The organism is Sphingomonas sp. BL2 (assembly GCF_056680015.1).
This window is the reverse complement of sequence record NZ_CM155261.1, coordinates 486094-510083: the sequence shown is the minus strand read 5'-3', so window position 1 is coordinate 510083 and position 23990 is coordinate 486094. Positions and strand designations below refer to the sequence as shown.

Below are 23990 nucleotides of genomic sequence, written 5' to 3'. Positions count from 1 at the left end.
CGGCAACCACCGATAAATATTCGTCAACCAGTACGCCCGTATAGTGGCGTCATGGAGCGTTCCTTTATCGCGGTCACGGCGATCGCCTCGACATTGATGTTTGCCGGTGTCTGGAAAGCCACTGAGCCGCAGCCGATTCCTGCCCCGGCTATCGTCGATACCAAGGCGGTCCCCGATATGGTGATTGCCGCGCCGCCGGTGGTGCGGCGGCACGCGTCGCGCCTGCACGACGCGTAGCAGACGCCGAGCCCTACAACGTCGTTCGACCGGCTTTTGGATCATCGCCACCGGCCCGCCCTTCAACCAGCTCCCAGTCGGAAAGCTCGGTATTCTACCGCGGGTGCCGCGAAGTGCGGGCGGCAGGGGCCTCGCCGCTCCACCGTGGCCAGCCGGGCTATCGTGCCGGCATGGACGGTGACGGCGACGGGATAGCCTGCGAAAATTATCGCTGAGCTAACCCGCCGCCGCCGAACCCTCAGCTATGCAGGAAGTGCATCACGTCGCCGTCGTGGACGACATACGCCTTGCCTTCCGCGCGCAGTTTGCCCGCTTCACGCGCCTTCGATTCCCCACCCAGCGCGATGAAGTCGTCGAACGCGATCGTCTCGGCGCGGATGAAGCCCTTTTCGAAATCGCCGTGGATCTCGCCCGCGGCCTGCGGTGCGGTCGCGCCCTCGTGGACGGTCCAGGCGCGCGCTTCCTTCGGGCCGACCGTGAAGAACGTCAGCAGGTGGAGCAGCTTGTACCCGGCGGTGATGACGCGCGCGAGACCGGTCTCTTCCAGCCCCAGTTCGCCAAGAAACTCGCCGCGATCCTCCGCTGGCATCGTCGCGATTTCCGCCTCGATCGCCGCGGATACGACGACCGCTTCCGCCCCCTCGGCCTTCGCCTTCTCGAACACCCGCGCCGACAGCGCATTGCCGTTCGCCGCATCGCCCTCGTCGACGTTGCACACGTACAGCACGGGTTTCGCGGTCAGCAGCTGCGCCTGCGCGAACACGCGCGCCTCGTCCTCGTCCTTCGGCACGGTCAGCCGCGCAGGCTTGCCTTCGCGGAGCAGTTCGAGCGCCTGGCCGAGTACGGCGGCGCCGATCTTGGCTTCCTTGTCGCCCTGCATGCCCTTCTTCGCGAGGTTCGGTACGCGCTTCTCGAGGCTCTCCAGGTCGCTCAGCATGAGCTCGGTGTCGACCGTCTCGGCGTCGGCGATCGGATCGACCTTGTTGTCGACATGCGTCACGTCGCCGTCTTCGAAGCAGCGCAGCACGTGGACGATCGCGTCGACCTCGCGGATGTTGCCGAGGAACTGGTTGCCGAGCCCTTCGCCCTTCGACGCGCCGCGCACGAGGCCGGCGATGTCGACGAAGCCCAGCTGCGTCTCGATGATCTTCTGCGATCCGGCGATCTTGGCCAGCGCGTCGAGCCGCTTGTCGGGCACGCCGACGTTACCGACGTTCGGCTCGATCGTGCAGAACGGATAGTTCGCCGCCTGCGCCGCGGCCGTCTCGGTCAGCGCGTTGAAGAGAGTGGACTTGCCGACGTTCGGCAGCCCCACGATGCCGCAGCGAAAACCCATGATATGCCCTTGGTATAAGAATGTGGTGGCGCTTTAGGGCAGGGCGGTGCGGAAGGCCAGCAAGGACGCCTCTTCCTTAATCCTCCCCCGCCAGGGGGAGGTGGCAGGCACTTGCCTGACGGAGGGGGAGGCCCGCGCAACCGACGTGGCAGGTTCCTCCCCCTCCGTCGCTTCGCGCCACCTCCCCCTCGCGGGGGAGGATCAGCTAGCCTCGACCTGATCGAACCACTCGATTGCCGCAACGCAGCAAAATTATCATACCGCTCGGTAGAGATGTCGCCGGTCGATGGTTATCATGTGCTTCTCCCCCAAAAATCCCCAGGAAATCCATGACCACGACCGCCCACGGCTACGCCGCGCAATCCCCCGAAACCCCGCTCGCCCCGTTCAGCTTCGAACGCCGCGAACCCGGCAAGACCGACGTCGCGATCGACATCGCGTTCTGCGGCGTCTGCCATTCCGACCTCCACACCGCCAAGGGCGAGTGGGAAGGCACGCTCTACCCTTGCGTCCCCGGCCACGAGATCGTCGGCCACGTCACCGCGGTCGGCAGCGAAGTCACCAAGTTCAAGGTCGGCGACGTCGTCGGCGTCGGCTGCATGGTCGACAGCTGCGGCGAATGCCCGTCGTGCAAGGACGGCGAGGAGCAATATTGCGAGACCACCGGCTTCGTCGGCACGTATAACGGCCCCGATCCCGTGCTCGGCGGCCACACCTTCGGCGGCTATTCGGACAAGATCGTCGTCGACGAAGGCTTCGTGCTGAAGGTCTCGCATCCCGAAGCCGACCTCGCCGCGGTCGCGCCTTTGCTGTGCGCCGGCATCACCACCTATTCGCCGCTGAAGCACTGGAAGGTCGGCCCCGGCCAGAAGGTCGGCATCGTCGGCCTCGGCGGTCTCGGCCACATGGGCGTCAAGATCGCCAACGCGATGGGTGCCGAGGTCTACGTCTTCTCGACCTCGCCCAACAAGCGCGACGATGCCAAGCGTCTCGGCGCGAAGGACCTGATCGTGTCGAAGGACGAGGCCGCGATGGCCGAACACGCCAACAGCTTCGACTTCATCCTGAACACCGTCGCAGCGAGCCACAACCTCGACACGTTCACGGCCTTGCTGAAGCGCGACGGCACGATGACTTTGGTCGGTGTCCCCGAGCACGCGCATCCGTCGCCCTCGGTCGGCAACCTGATCTTCAAGCGCCGCGCGATCGCCGGCTCGCTGATCGGCGGCATCGCCGAGACGCAGGAGATGCTCGATTTCTGCAACGAGCACGGTCTGGTGTCGGACATCGAGATGATCCGCATGGACGAGATCGAACCCTCGTATCAGCGCATGGTGAAGAGCGAAGTAAAGTACCGCTTCGTCATCGACATGGCCTCGATGAAGGCGGCCTGACCGAGCAGGGGCGGCGTGCGCGTTGGGTGCCGCCCTACTGCTCCCTCCCCTTCAGGGGAGGGTCGGGGTGGGGCAGTGCCACGAAAGCTAACCTATGAGGCCGAGCCCCACCCCAACCCTCCCCTGAAGGGGAGGGGGTAAGAAGGTTTCGAACACTTCTACAAATCTAACCACCCCGGCGAAGGCCGGGGCTCAGGTGGGAAGGCTAATCTGATGCGGGGCAGTCCTCCGTTAGCGACGTTTCCCAACTGGGCCCCGGCCTTCGCCGGGGTGGTGCCTTTTGAAGCACAGCGCCCGTCCGACCCAATCACCACCGATAATTGAAACTGATACTAATCCGCTCGCCCTTGGCAGCATTCGGCACAACCTCATGCCGCAACCAGCTCTCCCACAAGAACACACTCCCCGGCTTAGGCTCGGCATAAACGAACGTCCGAAGATCCTCCGCAGCATCCTCCAGCCGCGTCGGCGCCGCCATCATCATCGGCAACCGAGGATCCTCCAGCTTCAGCGCCCCGGCCCCCTCCGGGATCGCCACATACATCGTCCCCGACACGACGCTATGCGGATGGATATGCCCCGAATGCGCGCCCCCAGGCTTCAGTACGTTCACCCAAAGGCTATCCAGCTTCAGCTTCCGCCCGCCGAGATCGAACGCGCAATCCTTCGCGAATTGCGCGACATGTTTGTTCAGCACCCGAACCAGATCCCCGAACCGCGGATCGCGCAACGGCAGGTCGTTCAGCGACGCGTACGACGTGTACCCGCGATACCCATGCGCCTTCGACCATGCGACCCCGGCGCGATCGGCCTTCGCCAGTTCGAGCGCGGCGTCCTCGAGTTCCTCGACCAGATCGTCGTCGCCGAGATCAGCCTCATAGAACCGCGTGGCAAACAAGGAACGGGTGGTCATGGCTGCATCCTCAACGCGACATCGTTCATGAAGCGGACGTCGTCGCCTTCCGCCAGCCACTTGGCCTCCGCCGCGACCGCGCCGAGCATGTCGCTCAACGGCTCGATCTCGGCCTTCGCATAATTCCCGAGCACATAGCCGGTCACGCGATCCTTGTGTCCCGGATGTCCGATCCCCAGCCGCACGCGCCGAAACTCAGGCCCCAGATGCTGGTCGGTCGAGCGCAAGCCATTATGTCCCGCGGTCCCGCCGCCGGTCTTCACCTTCACGCGGAACGGCGCGATATCGAGTTCGTCGTGGAACACCGTCAGCGCCTCGACGCCGAGCTTGTAGAAGCGCAGCGCCTCGCCGATTGCACGGCCGCTCTCGTTCATGAAGGTCGCCGGCTTCAGCAGCAGGATCCTGGTCGACCCGATCCGCCCCTCCTGCGTCCAGCCCTGGAACTGCTTCTTGACCGCGCCGAAGCCGTGCACCTCGGCGATGGCGTCGGCGACCATGAACCCGACATTGTGCCGGTGCATCGCATATTGCGCCCCCGGATTGCCGAGTCCCGCCCAGATCTGCACGTGTGATTCTCCAAAAGACCGCGTCGGCCACGTAACCGTGTTCTCCTGCGAACGCAGGAGCCCAGGGTAACGGGCGGCGGCGCTGCTTGATCCTGGACCCCCGCGTTCGCGAGGGAACAGTAAGGGGCAGCCCCATAAAACGAAACGGGCGGGAAAGCCCTAGCTTTCCCGCCCGCCAGATCATCCTAAGACGAAGGGCTGAACCTTCAGTCCTTCTTCTGCGGCGTGATCTTGTCGTCGTCGTTGTTATCGTCGTTCGGCTCAACGACCGGCTCTTCGTCCGAAGCAGCCTCGGCAGCTTGTGCCTCGGCGACTTCAGCCTCGAGCTCTTCGTCCTCGACGGTCGGCACGGTCGGCGGCACGATCGTGGCGATCGCGAAGTCGCGGTCGTCGATCGCGGGCGTCGCGCCCTTGGGCAGCTTCACGTCGCTGATGTGGATCGAATCACCGATCTCCAGACCGGCGAGCGAAATCGTGATCTCGCTCGGGATGTCCGAAGCGTCGACGACCAGTTCGATCTCGTGACGCGTGATGTTGAGGACGCCCTTGCCCTTCTTGATGCCCGGTGCGTCGTCCTCGTCGGTGAACGCGATCGGCACCGCGACGGTGACGGTCGAATGCTCGCCGATGCGCAGGAAATCGACGTGGATCGGACGATCCGAAACCGGGTGGAACGAGACGTCCTTCGGCAGCGTGCGCACGCCGTTGACCATCACCACGGAATTCATGAAGTGGCCGGTCATCAGCGCCTTCATCAGCGCCTTTTCCTCGAGGTGAACCGAGGTTGGTTCCTGGTTCAGGCCGTAGATCACGGCAGGCACGCGGCCATCACGACGCAGCGCCCGGGAGGCTCCCTTGCCAACCCGGTCACGCGTCTCGGCTGCGAGCGTCAACTGGTCGCTCATCAATATTCTCCGAAACTCGTTTGTTGTCCTTCCCGCCCACGCCTCCAGGGATGACCATGGACCGGAAGCGCGGGCGCATAGCGGAGATTCGTGCAAAAAACAACGGTTGCGGGGAAGGTGCCTGCATCCTGCCGATACCTGCTACGCTTTGACCGCTGGCAATCTCGCCAGTTCTCGAGGAGCACAACCATGACGTTTGGCGACGTGTGCGTCTTGCTTATGGTGCTGTTTGCTTTTGCGACCCTCATACTGAAGGTCGTCGAAGTGAATCGCCACAAGTAAACGTGCCGGGAGGAGGTCGGGCTGACACTCGGCCTCCGAACGCCAGATTTCCAAAACAATTGAACCCCCGCCACTGACATGACGGGGGTTCGTATCTCAAGGTAGAAACCATGACGTTTGGTTAGATATATATACGCTCGATTCGTTGATTGATCAACAACCGGCGGCGCGATTCAATACCGAACCCGCTCCGCCTTCACCCCAAGCTTGGCCAACTGCGTCTGCACGCTATCCTTGCCCGCCAGATGCCCCGCACCGACCGCGATAAACACCGTCCCCGGCGACTTCATCCGGTTGGCGACCCATTCGGCCCACCGCGCATTGCGGTCCACCAGCAGCACCTTCGCCACCTCCGGCGAGTCCTTCAAGCTATCGTTCATTTCCTTAGCGAGGGCTTCGGGATCCCCCTTCGCCCACTCGTCGACCATCGTCGCCATCGTCGTCTCCAGCTTCGGCAACTCGTCGATCGTGCTCCCCAGAAACTGGATCTGCGCGGACTGCGACAGCCCGCCGAAATACCCGAGCTGCTGCTCCGCCGTCTCCAGCCCGATCACCGGCTTCCCTGCAGCCTTGGCCGCCGCCGTAATCACCTGCTCGGGCCCGTTCGCCGCATCATAGCCAAGCTTCGACAGCGGCGCGATCGACAGGTTGGTCGCCGCCAGCCAAGGCTTGAACCGATCGAACGCATTCGCCGGCAGCCCGAGATCGGTCACCGCCTTCGCATACGCCGCACGCTTGTCCGCGGGCAGCTGCTCGGTCAGCGTCGGGCCGTCCTTAGACACCCCCGTCGCCATCACCAGCGACTGCATCTTGGCAGGATCGGGCATCACCAGTTCCAGCACCACTTGGTTCGAGCGATCGAACGCGGTCTTCACCGCCTCGTCGAACCACGTCATGCCCGGCTTCAACACATGGATCGTCCCGAACAGGTAGATCGTCGTGTCCTCGTCTTTCACCACCCACAAGGCCGGATCGGCATCGTTCGCGGCCTGAGCCGCAGGCTTAGGCGCAGTCTGCGCACAGGCGGGGAGGGCAAGGGATAGGGCCAACGCCGAAAGCGCGGCGCGAATGGGAGCAAGCTTCAACGAACGTCCTTCTGTGGGATATGATGCGCAACAAACGCTACATATGCATACATGGTGCGATCTACAGCCCTTAGCTGTTGCGCAACAAACCCCACGCCAACCTACAGCTACCTTGCCTCCTCGCCGCTCTTGAGCCAAAGCCCGCGCGTGACCCAATCCGTGACAAAGCCTCTTAGCTTCCAGCGCATGATCCTCACGCTCCACGATTACTGGAGTGAACACGGATGCCTGATCCTGCAGCCCTACGACATGGAAATGGGCGCAGGCACCTTCCACACCGCCACGACGCTCCGCGCGCTCGGCCCGAAACCGTGGAACGCCGCGTTCGTCCAGCCCTGCCGCCGCCCGACCGACGGCCGCTATGGCGAGAACCCCAACCGGCTCCAGCATTACTATCAGTATCAGGTCATCCTGAAACCGAGTCCCGCCAATCTCCAGGAACTCTACCTCGGCAGCCTCGCGGCGATCGGCATCGACATGCTGAAGCACGACATCCGCTTCGTCGAGGACGACTGGGAGAGCCCGACGCTCGGCGCCTGGGGTCTCGGCTGGGAGGTCTGGTGCGACGGCATGGAGGTGACGCAGTTCACCTATTTCCAGCAGATGGGCGGCTTCGACATGAAGCCCGTCGCCGGCGAACTCACCTACGGGTTGGAGCGCCTCGCGATGTACATCCAGGACAAGGACTCGGTCTACGACCTGGCCTTCAACGACGCCGGGGTCACTTACGGCGACGTATTCCTGGAGAACGAGCAGGAGATGTCGAAGTGGAACTTCGAGATCGCCGACACGGACTCCTTGTTCGACCAGTTCCGCAAACACGTAGCGGAATGCGAGAACAGCCTCTCCGCCAAACTCCCGATCCCCGCCTACGAGCAAGCGATCAAAGCCAGCCACATCTTCAACCTGCTCCAAGCCCGCGGCGTAATCTCCGTAGCCGAACGCCAAGCCTATATGGGCCGCGTCCGAGACCTCGCGAAGGGCGCCTGCTCCGCCTGGATGGACAAGCACGGATGGGCGGCGTGATGGCTGTTCGTCGACAAGAAGGTTTTTGCGCGCAGAGGCGCAGAGGCGCGGAGCAGAAGGCAGGGCCGTCGGTATATCGACCGGCAATCCGGCTTCGGCATGTTCAAAGACGCCTGCGGCGTCACTTGGTCGCGCGCAGCGCAACCGCTCCAACCTTCTCTTCTACCCTTCTCCTCCGCGCCTCTGCGCCTCTGCGCGAAACCCCTTCTCTCTTCTTCGCGTGCGAACCCAAATGACCGACTTCCTCCTAGAACTCCGCTCCGAAGAAATCCCCGCCCGGATGCAGTCCAAGGCGCGTGAAGACCTCGCAAGGCTGTTCACCGCCGAGCTCGCCAAGGCCGGCATCGCCACCAGCGCCATCGTCACCTACGCGACCCCGCGTCGCCTGACGCTGATCGCGCGCGACCTGCCGCTCGAGACCGCCGCCGTCTCCGAGGAAACCAAGGGCCCCAAGACCTCCGCACCCCCGCAGGCACTCGAAGGCTTCCTCCGCAAGACCGGCCTAACCCGCGAGCAACTGATAGACCGCAATGGCACGCTCTTCGCGGTCACCGAGAAGCCCGGCCGCGCCACCGCCGCCGTTCTGGCCGAGGCGATCCCCGCGATCGTCCGCGCGTTCCCGTGGCCGAAGTCGATGCGCTGGGGCGATGCCTCCGCCAGCACCGAATCGCTCCGCTGGGTCCGCCCGCTGCAAGGCATCGTCGCGTTGCTCGGCGAAGAGATCGTGCCGTTCGAGATCGCCGGCATCGCCAGCGGCGCCGCCACGCTCGGCCACCGCTTCCACCACCCGTACCAGATCACCATCGGCGGCGCGCACGACTATGTCGAGAAACTGCGCGCCTGCCACGTCATCGTCGACCACGACGAACGCGCCACGCTGATCCGCGATCACGCCCGCGAAGCAGCCGCGCAGGCCGGCCTCGAACTGATCGAGGACGAGGGACTCGTCGCGGAGAATGCCGGCCTGACGGAATGGCCGATTCCCCTGCTAGGCCAGTTCGACCCCGCGTTTCTCGACGTCCCGCCCGAGGTGATCCAGCTCACGGCGCGCGTGAACCAGAAATATTTCGTCTGCCGCGGGGCCGACGGGAAACTGGCGAACGCGTTCGTCTGTACCGCTAACATCGCCGCGCACGACGGCGGCGCGAAGATCGTCGAGGGCAACCGCAAGGTCCTCGCCGCACGGTTGTCGGATGCCAAGTTCTTCTACGACACCGACCTCAAGGTCCCGCTCGAAGAGCAGGCGGACAAGCTGTCGAAGATCGTCTTCCACGAAAAACTCGGCACGGTCGCCGACAAGGTCGACCGCGTAGCGAAGCTCGCCCGCTGGCTGGTAGAAGAGGGCATAGTCACTTCTGCTCCCTCTCCCCTACGGGGAGAGGGCCGGGGTGAGGGGCTGCCAAGCAGCGCCACCCCCGGAACAGCCCCTCACCCCAACCCTCTCCCCGCAGGGGAGAGGGAGCAGTTGGCTACCCACGCAGACCGCGCAGCCCGCCTCGCAAAAGCAGACCTCGTCACCGGCATGGTCGGCGAGTTCCCCGAGCTGCAAGGCCTGATGGGCGGCTACTACGCCGCAGCGCAAGGCGAGCACCCATCCGTCGCCACCGCCATCCGCGACCACTACAAGCCGGTCGGCCAAGGCGACGACGTCCCCACCGACCCGGTAACGGTGGCGGTAAGCTTGGCGGACAAGCTTGATACGCTAATAGAATTTTTCGAAGTCGAGCTTTTGCCAACCGGCTCGAAGGATCCATTTGCTCTTCGGCGTGCAGCACTAGGCGTACTATCGATCGCAGAATCGAACAATATAAGGCTGCCGCTATTCAAAATAATTGGTGCCCGTTTTCAAATTGAGCATAGCCTTCTCTTAAGCGCATCTCGTCATGAGAAGGGCAACGTGCTTTCTGGTGACTATCTGCCAAACTCGATAGAGGTCGCGAGCCGAGTTTCAAGAAATATGAAACTCCTCGACTTCTTCGCCGACCGCCTCAAAGTCCAGCAACGCGAAGCCGGCGTTCGTCACGACCTGATCGACGCGGTGTTCGCGCTCGGTGGCGAGGACGATCTCGTCCGCCTGCTCGCGCGCGTCCATGCGCTCCAGGCGTTCGTGACCACCGAGGACGGCACGAACCTGCTCGCCGGCTACAAGCGCGCCGCCAATATCCTCAAGAAGGAAGCCCCTTCTGCTCCCTCTTCCCTGCGGGGAGAGGGTAGGGGTGAGGGGCTGCCAAGCAATGCAGCGCCCGGTACTGCCCCTCACCCCAACCCTCTCCCCGCAGGGGAGAGGGAGCAGGAGCAGGAAACGCTGTCCTACACCCCCGAACCCGCAGAGACCGCGCTGATGACCGTGCTCGACTCCGCCGAACCCCGCGCCACGGCCGCGATCGCACGCGAGGATTTCGCCGCCGCGATGGCCGCGCTCGCGTCGCTGCGCGCGCCGATCGACGCGTTCTTTGATAGCGTTATCGTCAACGATTCCGATCCCGCCAAGCGATCCGCTCGTCTCGCGCTACTTGAGCGAGTCCGCGCCGCAGTGCACAACGTCGCGGATTTCTCGAAGATCGAGGGGTGATTTGAGGCGAAGTGCAGATGCTCCCAGCGTCTGCACTTCGTGCACTTCCGCGCCGTCTTGCGGGTAAAAACAAACACTTAGAGGACCGACCATGACCCAATATGTGTATCGCTTCGGCGGCGGTGTTTCGGATGGCGGCAAGGGCGACAAGAACCTGCTCGGCGGCAAGGGCGCGAACCTCGCCGAGATGGCGTCGATCGGCCTGCCGGTCCCGCCGGGCTTCACGATCTCGACCGATTTCTGCGCGGTCTATTACGACGAAGGCGGCCAGTTCCCGCAAGGCCTGCGCGATGAAGTCGCCACCGGCCTCGCGCACATCGAGGGCGTCACGGGGAAAAAGTTCGGCGATCCCGCCGACCCATTGCTCGTCTCTGTCCGGAGCGGCGCCCGCGCCTCGATGCCGGGGATGATGGACACCGTTCTCAACCTCGGCCTCAACGACCAGACCGTCGAAGGCCTCGCCGCCAAGTCCGAGGACGCGCGCTTCGCCTGGGACAGCTATCGCCGCTTCATCCAGATGTACGCCGACGTCGTCCTCGAACTCGATCACGGCGCGTTCGAGGAAGCGCTGGAGATCGCCAAGGAAGACCAGGGCTTCACGCTCGACACCGAACTCTCGGCCGACGATCTCCGAAAACTCGTCGCGGAGTATAAGGGCCTCGTCGAGAAGCTCTGGGGCAAGCCCTTCCCGCAGGACGTCCACGACCAGCTCTGGGGCGCGGTCGGCGCCGTCTTCGGCTCGTGGCAGTCCGAGCGTGCGAAAGTCTATCGCCGGCTCAACGACATCCCCGGCGGCTGGGGCACCGCGGTCAACATCCAGGCGATGGTGTTCGGCAACATGGGCGACACGTCGGCGACCGGCGTCGCGTTCACGCGCGACCCGTCGAAGGGCGACCGCGCCTATTACGGCGAATTCCTGATCAATGCGCAGGGCGAGGACGTCGTCGCCGGCATCCGCACGCCGCAGTATCTGACCAAGACCGCGCGCGAAGACGCCGGCGCCAAGCCCGCCTCGATGGAAGAGGCGATGCCCGAGGTCTATCACCAGCTCGCGGATGTGTTCGACACGCTCGAAAACCACTATCGCGACATGCAGGACATCGAGTTCACGGTCGAGAAGACCAAGCTCTGGATGCTCCAGACGCGCGCCGGCAAGCGCACCGCCAAGGCTGCGCTCAAGATCGCCGTCGACATGGCCAACGAAGGTCTGATCACCCGCGAGGAAGCGATCCTGCGCATCGAGCCGATGGCGCTCGACCAGCTGCTCCATCCGACGCTCGATCCCAAGGCGCACCGTGACGTGCTCACCAAGGGCCTCCCCGCCTCGCCGGGTGCAGCCTCGGGTGCCGTCGTGTTCGACGCCGATGCCGCCGAGAAGAAGGCCGCCGATGGCGTGGCCGTGATCCTCGTCCGCACCGAGACATCGCCCGACGACATCCACGGTATGCACGCAGCGAAGGGCATCCTGACCGCACGCGGCGGGATGACGAGCCACGCGGCCGTCGTCGCCCGTGGCATGGGCCGTCCCTGCGTTTCCGGCGCCGGCACGCTCTCCATCGACGCCAAGGCGAAGATCATGCGCTGCGGCGGCCGTGAGGTGAAGGAGGGCGACCTGCTCACCATCGACGGCACCACCGGCGAAGTGATGATCGGCGCGGTCGCGACCGTGCAGCCCGAGCTGTCGGGCGATTTCGCGACGCTGATGGTGTGGGCCGACGAGGTCCGCCGCCTGAAGGTCCGCGCCAACGCCGAGACCCCCGAGGATTGCCGCGTCGCCCGCGAATTCGGCGCCGAGGGCGTCGGCCTGTGCCGCACCGAGCATATGTTCTTCGAGAGCAGCCGCATCACCAACGTACGCCAGATGATCCTGGCCTCGGACGAGAAGGGCCGCCGCGTCGCTTTGGAGAAGCTGCTCCCCGAACAGCGCAAGGACTTCACGGAGATACTCGAGGTCATGGCCGGCCTGCCGGTGACGATCCGCCTGCTCGATCCCCCGCTCCACGAGTTCCTGCCCCACGAGGAGTCCGAGTTCGCCGAAGTCGCGACCGCGGCGGGTGTCGACGTCGACACCCTCAAGCGTCGCGCGGCGGAACTGCACGAGTTCAACCCGATGCTCGGCCACCGTGGCTGCCGTCTCGGCGTGACCTATCCCGAGATCTACGAGATGCAGGCCCGCGCGATCTTCGAGGCGGCGGTCGACGTCGCGGAGAAGTCCGGCGCGGCCCCGATCCCCGAAGTCATGATCCCGCTGGTCGCCACCCGCCGCGAGCTGGAACTTATGAAGGTCGTCGTCGACAAGGCTGCCCAAGCCGTGTTCGCCGAAAAGGGCCGCATGATCGAGTATCTCGTCGGCACGATGATCGAACTTCCGCGCGCAGCACTGCGGGCCGGCGAGATCGCGGAAGTCGGCGAGTTCTTCTCGTTCGGCACCAACGACCTGACGCAGACCACCTTGGGCGTCAGCCGAGACGACGCCTCGCGCTTCCTCGGCGCCTATGTCGAGCAGGGCATCTACGCCAAGGACCCGTTCGTCAGCATCGACGTCGAGGGCGTCGGCGAACTGATCGAGATTGCCGCAGAACGCGGCCGCAAAACGCGGGCCGGCATCAAGCTCGGCATCTGCGGCGAACACGGCGGCGACCCGGCGAGCATCGCGTTCTGCGAAAAGGTCGGCCTCGATTACGTCTCGGCCAGCCCCTACCGCGTCCCGATCGCCCGCCTTGCGGCGGCGCAGGCGGCGCTCAACAAGAAGTGACGCAAACCCCTCTCTCCCGATCCGCGGGAGAGAGGGTAGTCAGCTACACAGACCCGCCGGCGGACCTACCAGCGTGGGTATGGTAGGCGGACCGGCGAGCGACGGCGTCGGCCCCGGCCTCGAAAGGTCGATCGCCCGCGCATAATAGGGATCGGCTTCCGCCTCGGGCAGCGTCACGAAACGGAACCCCATCTCGCGGTACAGCGCGAGCAGCTTCGGCAACATCCGCGCATCGAACGCCCCGACATGCATCAGCAGGACATAGGGTATATCCCGTCCCACCTGAGCCTTGGCCCGCGCCCGTGCCGCCAACGCCGCAGCCCGCGCATCGCCGAGAAAGCTAGCCTCCAGCTTGGCGATCGCACCCACATCCCGCTTGACCGAGCAAGCAGCATAAACCGGGTTCCAGTTGAAATCGCTGAAGCTCATCGTCACCGCCGCCGCCCGATAACCCCGAGCGTGCAGGTCGGCGCGGGCAGCGTCGCGCATCGCCGGCGAACTCCCTTCCGAAAGGAACGGATACCGAAACCAGTGCCAGTCGGTCCCCTTCGCCGCGGCGGCAAGCGGCCCCTCGTTCCGCACGACATCGGCGGCAAACGCAGTCGCGCCGACCTTGTCGAGGTTGGCATGCGAATAGGTGTGATTGCCAAGCGGTAGTCCGGCAGTGCGCCACGCCGCTATCGCCCTCGCAGCATCGTCCGGCGCATCGAGCCCGAACCCCGCGTTCAGAAACCCAAACGCCGGCGCCTTCGCCGCTGCTAGCGCCCCGGTAATCGCCCGGATCACATCCACCCGAGTCTGTCCGGGCACCAGCGGCCCATGAGCAGGAATATCGTCGAAGGTGATCGCAATGGCAGGACGTTTGTCCGCGCGGTTCGAGGGGCCGACCGGCACCGGCGCCGCAACGCCGATCACCGATCGAGACCGGTTCGACGCGCGGGAATTACCGAACAGGCTCAGCGGTACGGCCTCGCCCATCGTCCGATATCCAGCCTCCGACGGGTGCAGATGGTCACCGGAGTCATACGCGGGGGACAGCCGGTCGGGATGCGCCGGGTCGCGCATCAACCGGTCGAAATCGATGACGGCGTCGAACACCCCGGACGTGCGGATGAACGTGTTGACCGCCTGCCGATCTGTTTCGTTCTCCGCAGTGGGATGATAATAGGTGTTGCCGCCGAACGGCATCACCGTCCCGCCGATCACCTTGATCCCGTGAGCATGCGCACGCGCGACGACCTGCGCAAAGCCGGCTGTGATCTGCGCGACGATCGCGGCATGTTGCGAAGGCGTGGCGGGTACCTCGCGGGTCAGGACGCCAAGGTCGTTGATGCCTTCCAGCACGATCGCCCATCGCACGCCGCTGCGCGCGATCACGTCGCGATCGAAACGCGCGAGGAGATTTGGGCCAAGTCCGTCGAGCAGAACGCGATTGCCGCCGATCCCCGCATTGACGACGCCGATCGCGCGTTTTGCCGTAGTTCCGCGAAGCCTCTGCGCGAGCACGTCGGTCCAGCGAGTGTTGCGCTCGGGCTTCACGCCGTAACCGTCGGTGATCGAGTCGCCGATCGCCACGATCGTACCCGCCGTCGGTGCCGCGGCGACCTCGACGTCCGCGAGCGCATACCAATGCGTCGTCGGCGTCGCGCCCGCCAGCGTCGCATCCGCCACCGCGTTGCCTGCCAGCGTGAAGCTCGTCGCGCGGGAGCCGGGGTGGCCGGTTTGCGGGCTGGCAGCGTCCGGCAAATACAGACTGATCGCAAGATCGGCACCGCCCGCGACGGGGAACGCGACCAGGTCGCTATAGATCTCCGCGCCAGCCGGAATTACCGCGTCGCTCCGCCCCGAGAAGGTCAGCCGGGCGCCGCCTTCGATCCGTGGCGTGCCAGGAGCGACCGGCCGGGCAAGGTGCGCCCCACCGATCGCCAGTGGGCGCGTGCCGAACGCGTTGGAGAGCCGGATGCGTACGCGTTCGCCGCCGGCGGAGACCCGTACCACCTGGCGCAGCGTGATCGCACCGGCCCGATCGGCAGGGAGCGCATTGTCACCCTCGGCGATCATCTGCGACGATCCCCATGTCGCGATCCAATGCGCGTCTCGTGCGGGCGCAGCGTCCCGTGCGCCCGCACCCGTCACGATCAGGGCGCCCAACACCAGCGCTACCGGCCACCGTCTCATCATCGCATCCTCGTCCTCTTATCCAGTGTCAGCGCGCAGCTATTGCGGGTTGCCGGGCGCGTACGGAAAGCGCTGCGCTTTGTACCATGCCAGGTCATGCGCTGGCGCCGCGGCCCCTGCCGGGAGCGGCAGGCCGTTGACCGACATCCAATAGGCAAGGCTGGCATCGCGCCACCAGCGCGCCTCGCGCTCCTGGACCGCTAAATACGTCGCGGTCTTTGCCCAGCGCTCGGCATCGACCTCGGTCTTCACGCCGTCCCACTGCCGACGCATGCCGGCCACGTAGCCCACGCCCGCATCGTAATCATGGACCATTTCCGCCCACACCGATCGCCCCGAGTTCGTCCGGTACGTCCAAGGCACATGGTGGAACCACAGCAGGTCGCGCTCAGTGGTAGTCGCAGGGGCGGCCAGTTTGCGGGCAAGCTCGGGGGCGTATTGCGCAACCGCGTTGCTCCCGGTCTTGGTCCGGTCGAAGCCGATCCCCGCCTTGTCGGCACGGTGGTAATAGACCGGGTTCCATTCCGGACGCTTGAGGTCGGCTACCCACGGACCGGGGCCGTAATGATGGCCTGTCGCCATGACGTGCGCGAGGCCGAGCGGTGTCATGTAGTCGACTACCGCCTCGCGCGATCCCATCATCATCGCGACCACCGGATCGACGACGACGGGGGAGGGCGCGAACGTCATCGCCGCCCATTCGCGCGCGACGGGTGCGGCGCCGAGCGTCGGATCCCACGCCATCCGTCCGAACACGTACCAGTTCGCCTGGTTGAAGGTGGAGCCCGCCCAGTCGCGGTCGCGGCCGATATTCGCCACGCCCGCCATGCCGGTAAGTCTATGACCTTCCACCGAACCGTCGACGACCTTCGCCACGGTTTCGCCGGGCGTCCGCATCGTCTCGCTGCCGAGCGTCTCGGCGAACAGCGGCCCGAGATAGGCGAGGTGCGTCGCGAAGCCGAGATACTCCTTGGTGATCTGGAACTCGATCATCAGCGGGGTCTTGGGCATCGCGCCGAACAGCGGGTGGAACGGCTCGCGCGGCTGAAAGTCGATCGCACCGTTCTTGACCTGAACGATGACGTTCGGCGCGAACTTGCCGTCGAGCGGCTTGAATTCGGTATAAGCCTGCTTCGCGCGGTCATCGGGGTCGGTCTCGGCATAGACGAATGCGCGCCACATCACGATCCCGCCATGCGGTGCGACCGCGGCGGCGAGCATGTTGGCGCCGTCCGCGTGGCTGCGGTGGTAATCACGCGGGCCAGGCTGCCCCTCGCTGTTCGCCTTGACCAGGAAGCCGCCGAAATCGGGAATGCTGCGATAGATCTCGTCGGTCTTCGCCTTCCACCACGCCGCGACTTGCGGATCGAGCGGATCGGCGGTCTTGAGGCCACCGAGTTCGATCGGCGCCGAGAACCGTGCCGACAGATATACCTTGATCCCGTACGGCCGGAACACGTCCGCCAGCGCAGCGGCCTTGGCAATATACGGCGCTGTCAGGCTCTCCGCCTTCGCGTTGACGTTGTTCAGGACGGTGCCGTTGATCCCGATCGAGGCGTTGGCGCGCGCGTAGTCGGTGTAGCGCGGGTCGCGGAAATCGGGGAGCGTCCACCAGTCCCACAGCGACGCGCCGGCATAACCACGCTCGACCACCCCATCTAGATTGTCCCAGTGATTGAGCACGCGCAGCTTCACGCGCGGGGTCGAGGTCACGTCGATTCGGTCGACGCTGCCGCCGGTCTGGAGATGTCGCAGCAACGCGAAGCTGCCATAGAGTACGCCGCGATCGGTGTTGGCGGTGACGAGCAGCACGCGGCGGGACCCGAGTGTGACTCGTCCGACGCGGTATCCCTCTTCGCCGAGCGCTGCCACTGGCAGGCGGAGCGCGGCGACTTCGCGATCTTTGGCGGTAGCTAAGAGGATCGGCAGCGTGCTGGTGCCGAACAGACCCATTCCGCGCCGTAATTCTGCCGCTGCCGCCTTGAGCGTAGGCGTATCGCCGCGCGCCTCGATCGTGGTTGCGCCGCGCGCACCTGTCGTCGCCAAAGTCGGATATCGCAGCCAGAGATCATAACCGTCCTCAGCCTGCGCGGGTCCGGTCAAACCAATTATCGCTCCCAGCAGAAGCACGAACTTACCGATCCATCGGCCGAATATCGTCATAATCCTCTCCCGCCGTTCCGCACCACATTGACAGGATCGCGGATGATCAGCCATGTTATCGCTATCACGACGACGGCTTCGACAGCAATGCCGCGTTTCACAATAGGAGATAATCTTGGCCGGTACGAAGACAGCAGGGAGCGCGCCGACCATGATGCCGACCCGGCGCGACCTTTTCGGCCTGCTCGGCTCGGTATCCATTACAGGGCTCATTCCCGGCGTTGCGTACGCCGCTACCGTATCACCCACCTATCGCGATCCCCGCGCGCCGATCGATCTTCGGGTCCGCGACCTGATGGCGCGGATGACGCTGGAGGAGAAAGTTGGCCAGACCATTTCTTTATGGGCGACCAAGGCGGACGTGATGGTGCCGGGTGGGCTCGATTTCGATCCGGCGCGCACGACCGCGGCGTATCCGGCGGGCTTCGGGCAGGTCACGCGACCGTCCGACAAGCGCGGCGGCCCGTCGGTCGCGGTGACGGCCGGCGGCACCGGGGCCGCGTGGCGCGGGACAGCCTCGACGATTGCGTTCGTCAACGCGGTTCAGCGCTGGGCGCGGGGGACGCGGCTTGGCATCCCGATGATCTTCCACGAGGAATCGCTGCATGGCTACATGGCGCCCGACGCGACGATGTTCCCGCAGGCGATCGGCATGGCAGGCAGCTTCGACCGCGACCTGATGCGCCGCGGACAGGCGATTATCGGCCGCGAAGTGCGCGCGCACGGCAGCCACCTCTCGCTGTCGCCGGTCGTCGATATCGCGCGCGACCCGCGCTGGGGACGGATTGAGGAGACGTTCGGCGAGGACCCGTATCTGTGCGGCGAGATGGGGGTCGCCGCGGTCGAGGGGCTGCAGGGCGACAGCACGACGCTGGCACCCGGCAAGGTCTTCGCGACGCTAAAGCACATGACCGGCCACGGTCAGCCCCAGGCGGGCAACAATATCGGTCCCGCTCCGATCGGCGAGCGCGAACTGCGCGAGAGTTTCTTCCCGCCGTTCCGCGCGGTTGTGACGCGGACCGGGATCGGCGCGGTGATGCCATCGTATAACGAGATCGACGGCGTGCCGAGCCATGCGAACCACTGGCTGCTCGGCGACGTGCTGCGTGGCGAATGGGGATTTTCGGGAGCGATCGTCAGCGATTACGGCGCGATCGAGGAGCTCGACACGATCCACCACGTCGCGCGCGATTTGAACGGGGCGGCGAAACTGGCGCTAGCGGCGGGCGTTGACAGTGCGTTGCCCGATGGCCTGGCCTATCGCACGCTGCCCGCGCAGGTGCGGGCGGGGACGGTGCCGATCGCGCAGGTCGACGCCGCCTGCGCGCGCATGCTGGCCTTGAAGTTCCGTGCCGGCCTGTTCGAGGAGCCGGTGGTCGATCCCCGCGCCGCCGCTCGTCTGACCGGTAACGCGGAAGCGCGCGGCGTTGCGCTGGAGGCCGCGCGGCAATCGATGTGCCTGCTGACCAACGATGGCACGCTGCCGCTTGCGCCGAAGGGCAAGATCGCGGTGATCGGCCCGAATGCGGCGATCGCGCGGCTCGGCGGCTATTCCGCGCCGCCGAGGCAGACGGTGTCGCTGCTCGAAGGCGTGCGTGCACTGGTCGGCGGCGCGGCGACGATAGTCCATGCGCAGGGCGTGTTCATCACGCAGAGCGAGGACCGGTCGCAGGACGCGGTGCTGCTCGCCGATCCTGCCAAGAACCGCGCGCTGATCGCCGAGGCGGTCGAGGTCGCGCGCGGGGCCGATACGATCATTCTCGCGATCGGCGATACCGAGCAGACCAGCCGCGAGGGGTTCTCGGCCAATCATCTCGGCGACCGCACCACGCTGGACCTGCTCGGTGAGCAGAACGCGCTGTTCGACGCGCTGCATGTGCTGGGCAAGCCGATCGTGATCGCGGCGATCAACGGCCGTCCGCCGAGTTGGCCTAACGTGATGGCCAAGGCAAACGCGGTGCTCGAATGCTGGTATCCGGGGCAGGAGGGCGGCACCGCAATGGCCGAGGCGCTGTTCGGGCGGATCAATCCGGGCGCCAAGCTGCCCGTGACGGTGGTGCGCGAAGTCGGGCAGGTGCCGTTCTATTACAATCGCAAGCCGTCGACGCAGCGCGGCTATCTGTTCGCGGAGACGGCGCCGCTGTTCCCGTTCGGGCACGGGCTCAGCTACACGCGCTTCGACGTGAGCGCACCCCGGCTGTCGGCGGCGAAGATCGGGATCGCCGGTAGCGTCGGGGTCGAGGTCGACGTCGCCAATATCGGCCAGCGCGCCGGGGACGAGGTCGTGCAGGTGTACGTGCGCGACCAAGTGTCGTCGGTCGCACGACCGGTGATGGAGTTGAAGGGGTTCGAACGCGTAACACTCGCGCCCGGCGAGCGGCGGACGTTGCGCTTCACGCTCGGCCCCGACGCGTTCGCGCTGTGGGACGTCGACATGCGCGAGGTCGTCGAGCCGGGCTTGTTCACGATCATGGCCGGGCCGAGTTCGGCACAGCTGAAATCCGCCATCCTCGAAATCGCCTGAAGGACCCGCGATGCCCAAGATCGTTTCCGCCCGTGTCATTGTCACCTGTCCGGGGCGCAATTTCGTCACGCTGAAGATCGAGTGCGACGATGGCACCACCGGGCTCGGCGACGCCACGCTCAACGGCCGCGAGTTGAGCGTCGCCAGCTATCTGACCGATCACGTCGTGCCGTGCCTGATCGGCCGCGACGCTCACCGGATCGAGGACGTCTGGCAGTATCTCTACAAGGGCGCCTACTGGCGCCGAGGGCCGGTGACGATGGCGGCGATCGCCGCGGTCGACACCGCGCTCTGGGACATCAAGGGCAAGCTTGCGGGCATGCCGGTATACCAGTTGCTCGGCGGCGCGGCGCGCGATGCGTGCATGGTCTACGCGCACGCCAACGGCACGACGATCGAGGACACGATCGCGGTCGCGAAGGCGGAGCAGGCCAAGGGCTACAAGGCGATCCGGCTGCAGTGCGGCGTACCGGGGCTCGCCTCGACCTACGGCGTCGCCAAGCACGGCGCGCGCTACGAGCCCGCCGATGCCGACCTGCCGAGCGAGAGCGTGTGGTCGACCGAGAAATACCTCCGCGTCGTGCCCGAACTGTTCAAGGCGGCGCGCGAGGCGATGGGGTGGGATGTTCACCTGCTGCACGATATCCACCACCGGCTGACGCCGATCGAGGCGGGGCGGCTCGGCAAGGCGCTCGAGCCGTATAATCTCTTCTGGATCGAGGACCCGACGCCGGCCGAGAACCAGGAGGCGTTCAAGCTGATCCGGCACCATACGACGACGCCGATCGCGGTGGGTGAGGTGTTCAATTCGATCTGGGACGCGAAGGACCTGATCCAGAACCAGCTGATCGACTATATCCGCGCGACCGTCGTGCATGCCGGCGGCATCACTCACCTGCGACGGATCGCGTCGCTCGCCGACCTGTACCAGGTGCGGACCGGCTGTCACGGCGCGACCGACCTGTCGCCGGTGGCGATGGCGGCGGCGCTGCATTTCGGGCTGTCGGTGCCCAATTTCGGCGTGCAAGAGCATATGCCACACACCGACGAGACCGATGCGGTCTTCCCGCATGCGTACAGCTTCGACGACGGCATGATGCATCCGGGGGAGGCGCCGGGGCTAGGCGTCGACATCGACGAGGATCTCGCCGCGACCTACGATTATAAACGCGCCTATCTTCCGGTCGCGCGTCTTGAGGATGGCACGCTGTGCAACTGGTGAGCGCGGCCATGCCAGCAGCCGAGAAACCGCGCGGCAAAGTGCGGTGGATTGTCTGTGCGCTGCTCTTCGCCGCGGTCGCGCTCAGCTATATCGACCGGCTCGTGCTGCCGGTGCTGAAACCCGAACTCCAGGCACGCTATAACTGGAGCGAGCAGGGCTATGCCGATCTCGCGATCGCATTCCAGGCGGCGTACGGCATCGCCTATGTGCTGTTCGGACGGTTCGTCGACCGGGTCGGCGCGAAGATCGGCTATGCGGTCGCGGTGACGCTGTGGACGATCGGGCATGTCGCGCATGCGCTGTTCACCAGCGCCGGCATGATGATCTTCGCACGCATCCCGCTCGCGATCGGCGAGGCCGGTGCATTCCCCGCCGCGCTCGCCGCGGCCAACGAATGGTTTCCGCAACGCGAGCGTGCGCTGGCGATCGGCATCTTCAACGCGGGCTCTAACGTCGGTGCGATCCTCACGCCGTTGATCGTGCCTGTGATCGCGGTAACGTTCGGCTGGCGGATGGCGTTCATCGTGACCGGCGCGCTGACCGTACTCTGGCTGGTCGCCTGGCTCACCTTCTACCGCTCACCGCGCAAGCATCCGCGCGTGACGCCCGAGGAACTGGCATGGATCGAGGCCGATCCCGTACCCGCCGCCAAACCGGTCCGCTGGCGCACGCTGCTGCGGCTGCGACAGACCTGGGCGTACATGCTCGGTCGGTTCCTGATCGATCCGGTGTGGTGGACCTTCCTGTTCTGGCTGCCCGACTTCTTCAACCGGCAATACGGCGTGAAGATGCTCGATTTCGGTCCGCCGCTGGTCGCCGTCTACGTGCTGGCCGATGTCGGATCGGTCGCGGGCGGCTGGTTCTCGTCGCGGTTGCTGGCACGCGGCCAGACCCCGAACCGCGCACGGAAGACCGCGTTGTTCGCCTGCGCGCTGTTCGCCCTGCCGATCATCTTCGCCGCGCAGGCACCCGGACTCTGGTGGGCGGTCGCGGCGATCGGCCTGGCGTGCGCCTGTCATCAAGGCTTCTCCGCCAACGTGTACGCGATCCCCGGCGACCTGTTCCCACGTGGGATGGGCGGATCGGTGATCGGTCTCGGCGGACTGGCGGGTGCATGCGGCGGCATGCTGATGGCCAAGTTCGCCGGCACTATCCTCGCCGGCGTCGGCAGCTACGGCCCGATCTTCGCGGTCGCCGGATGCGCCTATTTCGTCGCGTTGCTGGTTATCCACCTGCTCGTACCGCACTATACCCCCGTCGATCCGGAACGCCTCGCATGACCCATCCGCTACGCCTCCACCCCGACCGCCTGTTTCCCAGCGAAGGCCGTACCCGTGACATCGCCCGTGCGCTTCATGCGGGGGTGAAGGACCTGCCGATCGTCAGTCCGCATGGTCACACCGATCCGGCATGGTTCGCGCGGAACGAGGCGTTCAGCGATCCCGCCTCGCTGCTGATCGTGCCCGACCACTACGTCTTCCGGATGCTATACAGCCAGGGTGTGCCGCTTGACGCGCTCGGTGTGCCGACGGTGGATGGGAGTGCGACCGAGACCGATCCGCGCGCGATCTGGAATATCTTCGCGGCAAACTACCATCTGTTCCGCGGCACGCCGTCGCGGATGTGGCTCGACTGGGTGTTCGCCGAGGCGTTCGGCATCGACGTCCGCCTCGAACCCGCGACCGCCGACCTGTATTACGACACCATCGACGCCGCATTGAAGACGCCCGACTTCCGCCCGCGCGCGCTGTTCGACCGGTTCGGCATCGAACTGATCGCGACGACCGAAAGCCCACTAGACCCGCTCGACCACCACGCCGCGATCCGTGCGAGCGACTGGAACGGCCGCGTCGTAACGGCCTATCGCCCCGATCCCGTTGTCGATCCCGACACGCCGGGCTTCATCGCCAACGTCCGCCGCTTCGGCGAAACCGCGGGCGAAGATGTCGGCAGCTATGCGGGCTATCTCGCCGCGCATCGTTTCCACCGCGCGCGCTTCCGCGACGCCGGCGCGACCTCGACCGATCACGGTCACCCGTCGGCGGCGACCGCTGACCTGTCGCCCGCCGAAGCCGACGCGCTCTACGCCCGTGTCATGGCCCAGCCGAGTGCCGCCGACGCGGAGCTTTTCCGCGCGCAGATGCTGACCGAGATGGCGGCGATGTCGGTCGAGGACGGTATGGTGATGCAGCTCCACCCCGCCGTCTCGCGCAGCCACAACGCTTCGGTGCTGGCGCGCTTCGGTCGGGACAAGGGTGGTGACATCCCGCTCCCCGGCGAGTTCGTCCGCGCACTGAAACCACTGCTTGACCGGTTCGGCAACAACCCGGCGCTGACGCTGATCCTCTTCACGCTCGACGAGGATACGTATTCCCGCGAACTCGCCCCGCTTGCCGGCCATTACCCGTCGTTGCGGCTCGGCCCGCCCTGGTGGTTTCACGACAGCCCGGAGGGCATGCGCCGGTTCCGCGAACGCGCGACCGAGACCGCCGGCTTCTACAACACGGTCGGCTTCAACGACGACACCCGCGCCTTCCTCTCGATCCCTGCGCGGCACGACGTTGCGCGGAGGATGGACTGCGCGTTCCTGGCGAAACTCGTCGCTGAACACCGGCTCGAAGAGGACGAGGCGCATGAGGTTGCCCGTGCGCTTGCCTATGACTTGGTCAAGCAAGCCTATCGGCTGTGAGGCATCTGCGCGCCGGGCTCTGAAGATATAGTCTCGGGCTTCGTGTGCGATTCGCCTACGATTCAATACCGGCACGAAACAAGACTTAAGTCGATATGGTTTAGATTTTGCAATGGTGTAGCAAAAATAACACAACGGTTTCG

16 protein-coding genes and 1 pseudogene are annotated in these 23990 nt (G+C 65.5%); 10 read left to right on the top strand and 7 right to left on the bottom strand.

Going from position 1 to position 23990, the window contains the following annotated elements:
* The first annotated feature begins 51 nt into the window (after positions 1-51).
* Positions 52-237, top strand: coding sequence for a hypothetical protein (locus AC1ME3_RS02185; protein ID WP_480954652.1), 186 nt, complete (start codon positions 52-54; stop codon positions 235-237).
* Positions 238-344: 107 nt separating this feature from the next.
* A pseudogene (locus AC1ME3_RS02180) lies at positions 345-452 on the top strand (excalibur calcium-binding domain-containing protein); the annotation flags it as partial.
* A 23-nt stretch (positions 453-475) separates the two neighbouring features.
* On the opposite strand, the gene ychF reads toward AC1ME3_RS02180, so the two are convergent.
* A complete protein-coding gene (gene ychF / locus AC1ME3_RS02175; protein WP_056047251.1) occupies positions 476-1573 on the bottom strand; it encodes a redox-regulated ATPase YchF in 1098 nt (365 codons plus the stop codon).
* A gap of 329 nt (positions 1574-1902) precedes the next feature.
* Between ychF and AC1ME3_RS02170 the strand changes: the two genes are divergently transcribed.
* The gene (locus AC1ME3_RS02170; protein ID WP_480954651.1) at positions 1903-2967 is read left to right on the top strand and encodes an NAD(P)-dependent alcohol dehydrogenase; all 1065 of its coding nucleotides are present in this window, start codon (positions 1903-1905) and stop codon (positions 2965-2967) included.
* Between the two features lie 307 nt (positions 2968-3274).
* Here the strand turns inward: AC1ME3_RS02170 and AC1ME3_RS02165 are convergent, their stop codons facing one another.
* The 4 genes from AC1ME3_RS02165 to AC1ME3_RS02150 all read right to left on the bottom strand — a co-directional run bounded on the left by AC1ME3_RS02165 (position 3275) and on the right by AC1ME3_RS02150 (position 6718).
* Positions 3275-3880: a TIGR02466 family protein gene (locus AC1ME3_RS02165; protein ID WP_133020586.1), complete on the bottom strand. Its 606-nt coding sequence runs from the start codon at positions 3878-3880 to the stop codon at positions 3275-3277.
* On the bottom strand, positions 3877-4446 hold the full coding sequence (pth, locus tag AC1ME3_RS02160) for an aminoacyl-tRNA hydrolase (protein ID WP_120301056.1): 570 nt from the start codon (positions 4444-4446) through the stop codon (positions 3877-3879). The genes AC1ME3_RS02165 and pth overlap by 4 nt, the downstream gene beginning before the upstream one ends.
* A 206-nt stretch (positions 4447-4652) precedes the next feature.
* A complete protein-coding gene (locus AC1ME3_RS02155; protein ID WP_120301055.1) occupies positions 4653-5351 on the bottom strand; it encodes a 50S ribosomal protein L25/general stress protein Ctc in 699 nt (232 codons plus the stop codon).
* 455 nt (positions 5352-5806) lie between these two features.
* Positions 5807-6718: a TraB/GumN family protein gene (locus tag AC1ME3_RS02150; protein ID WP_480954650.1), complete on the bottom strand. Its 912-nt coding sequence runs from the start codon at positions 6716-6718 to the stop codon at positions 5807-5809.
* A gap of 186 nt (positions 6719-6904) precedes the next feature.
* On the opposite strand from AC1ME3_RS02150, the gene AC1ME3_RS02145 reads away from it, so the two are divergent.
* The 3 genes from AC1ME3_RS02145 to ppdK all read left to right on the top strand — a co-directional run bounded on the left by AC1ME3_RS02145 (position 6905) and on the right by ppdK (position 13071).
* The gene (locus tag AC1ME3_RS02145) at positions 6905-7744 is read left to right on the top strand and encodes a glycine--tRNA ligase subunit alpha (RefSeq protein ID WP_480955739.1); all 840 of its coding nucleotides are present in this window, start codon (positions 6905-6907) and stop codon (positions 7742-7744) included.
* Between the two features lie 232 nt (positions 7745-7976).
* Entirely contained in the window at positions 7977-10316 is a 2340-nt protein-coding gene (glyS, locus tag AC1ME3_RS02140; protein ID WP_480954649.1) for a glycine--tRNA ligase subunit beta, read from the top strand.
* A 91-nt stretch (positions 10317-10407) separates the two neighbouring features.
* Entirely contained in the window at positions 10408-13071 is a 2664-nt protein-coding gene (gene ppdK / locus AC1ME3_RS02135) for a pyruvate, phosphate dikinase (RefSeq protein WP_480954648.1), read from the top strand.
* Positions 13072-13110: 39 nt separating this feature from the next.
* Here the strand turns inward: ppdK and AC1ME3_RS02130 are convergent, their stop codons facing one another.
* Entirely contained in the window at positions 13111-15252 is a 2142-nt protein-coding gene (locus tag AC1ME3_RS02130; protein ID WP_480954647.1) for a GDSL-type esterase/lipase family protein, read from the bottom strand.
* 36 nt (positions 15253-15288) lie between these two features.
* Positions 15289-17412 (bottom strand): alpha-glucuronidase family glycosyl hydrolase, encoded by a 2124-nt coding sequence (locus AC1ME3_RS02125; RefSeq protein WP_480954646.1) that lies wholly within the window; start codon positions 17410-17412, stop codon positions 15289-15291.
* A gap of 154 nt (positions 17413-17566) precedes the next feature.
* On the opposite strand from AC1ME3_RS02125, the gene AC1ME3_RS02120 reads away from it, so the two are divergent.
* The 4 genes from AC1ME3_RS02120 to uxaC are packed head-to-tail and all read left to right on the top strand — an operon-like array spanning position 17567 to position 23847.
* Entirely contained in the window at positions 17567-19936 is a 2370-nt protein-coding gene (locus AC1ME3_RS02120) for a glycoside hydrolase family 3 N-terminal domain-containing protein (RefSeq protein WP_480955738.1), read from the top strand.
* Between the two features lie 10 nt (positions 19937-19946).
* On the top strand, positions 19947-21158 hold the full coding sequence (gene manD, locus AC1ME3_RS02115; RefSeq protein WP_277984441.1) for a D-mannonate dehydratase ManD: 1212 nt from the start codon (positions 19947-19949) through the stop codon (positions 21156-21158).
* A gap of 8 nt (positions 21159-21166) precedes the next feature.
* A complete protein-coding gene (locus tag AC1ME3_RS02110) occupies positions 21167-22438 on the top strand; it encodes an MFS transporter (protein ID WP_480955737.1) in 1272 nt (423 codons plus the stop codon).
* Complete coding sequence (gene uxaC / locus AC1ME3_RS02105; RefSeq protein ID WP_480954645.1) at positions 22435-23847, top strand: glucuronate isomerase; 1413 nt, start codon at positions 22435-22437, stop codon at positions 23845-23847. Before AC1ME3_RS02110 ends, uxaC begins: the two co-directional genes overlap by 4 nt.
* Positions 23848-23990 lie beyond the last annotated feature (143 nt).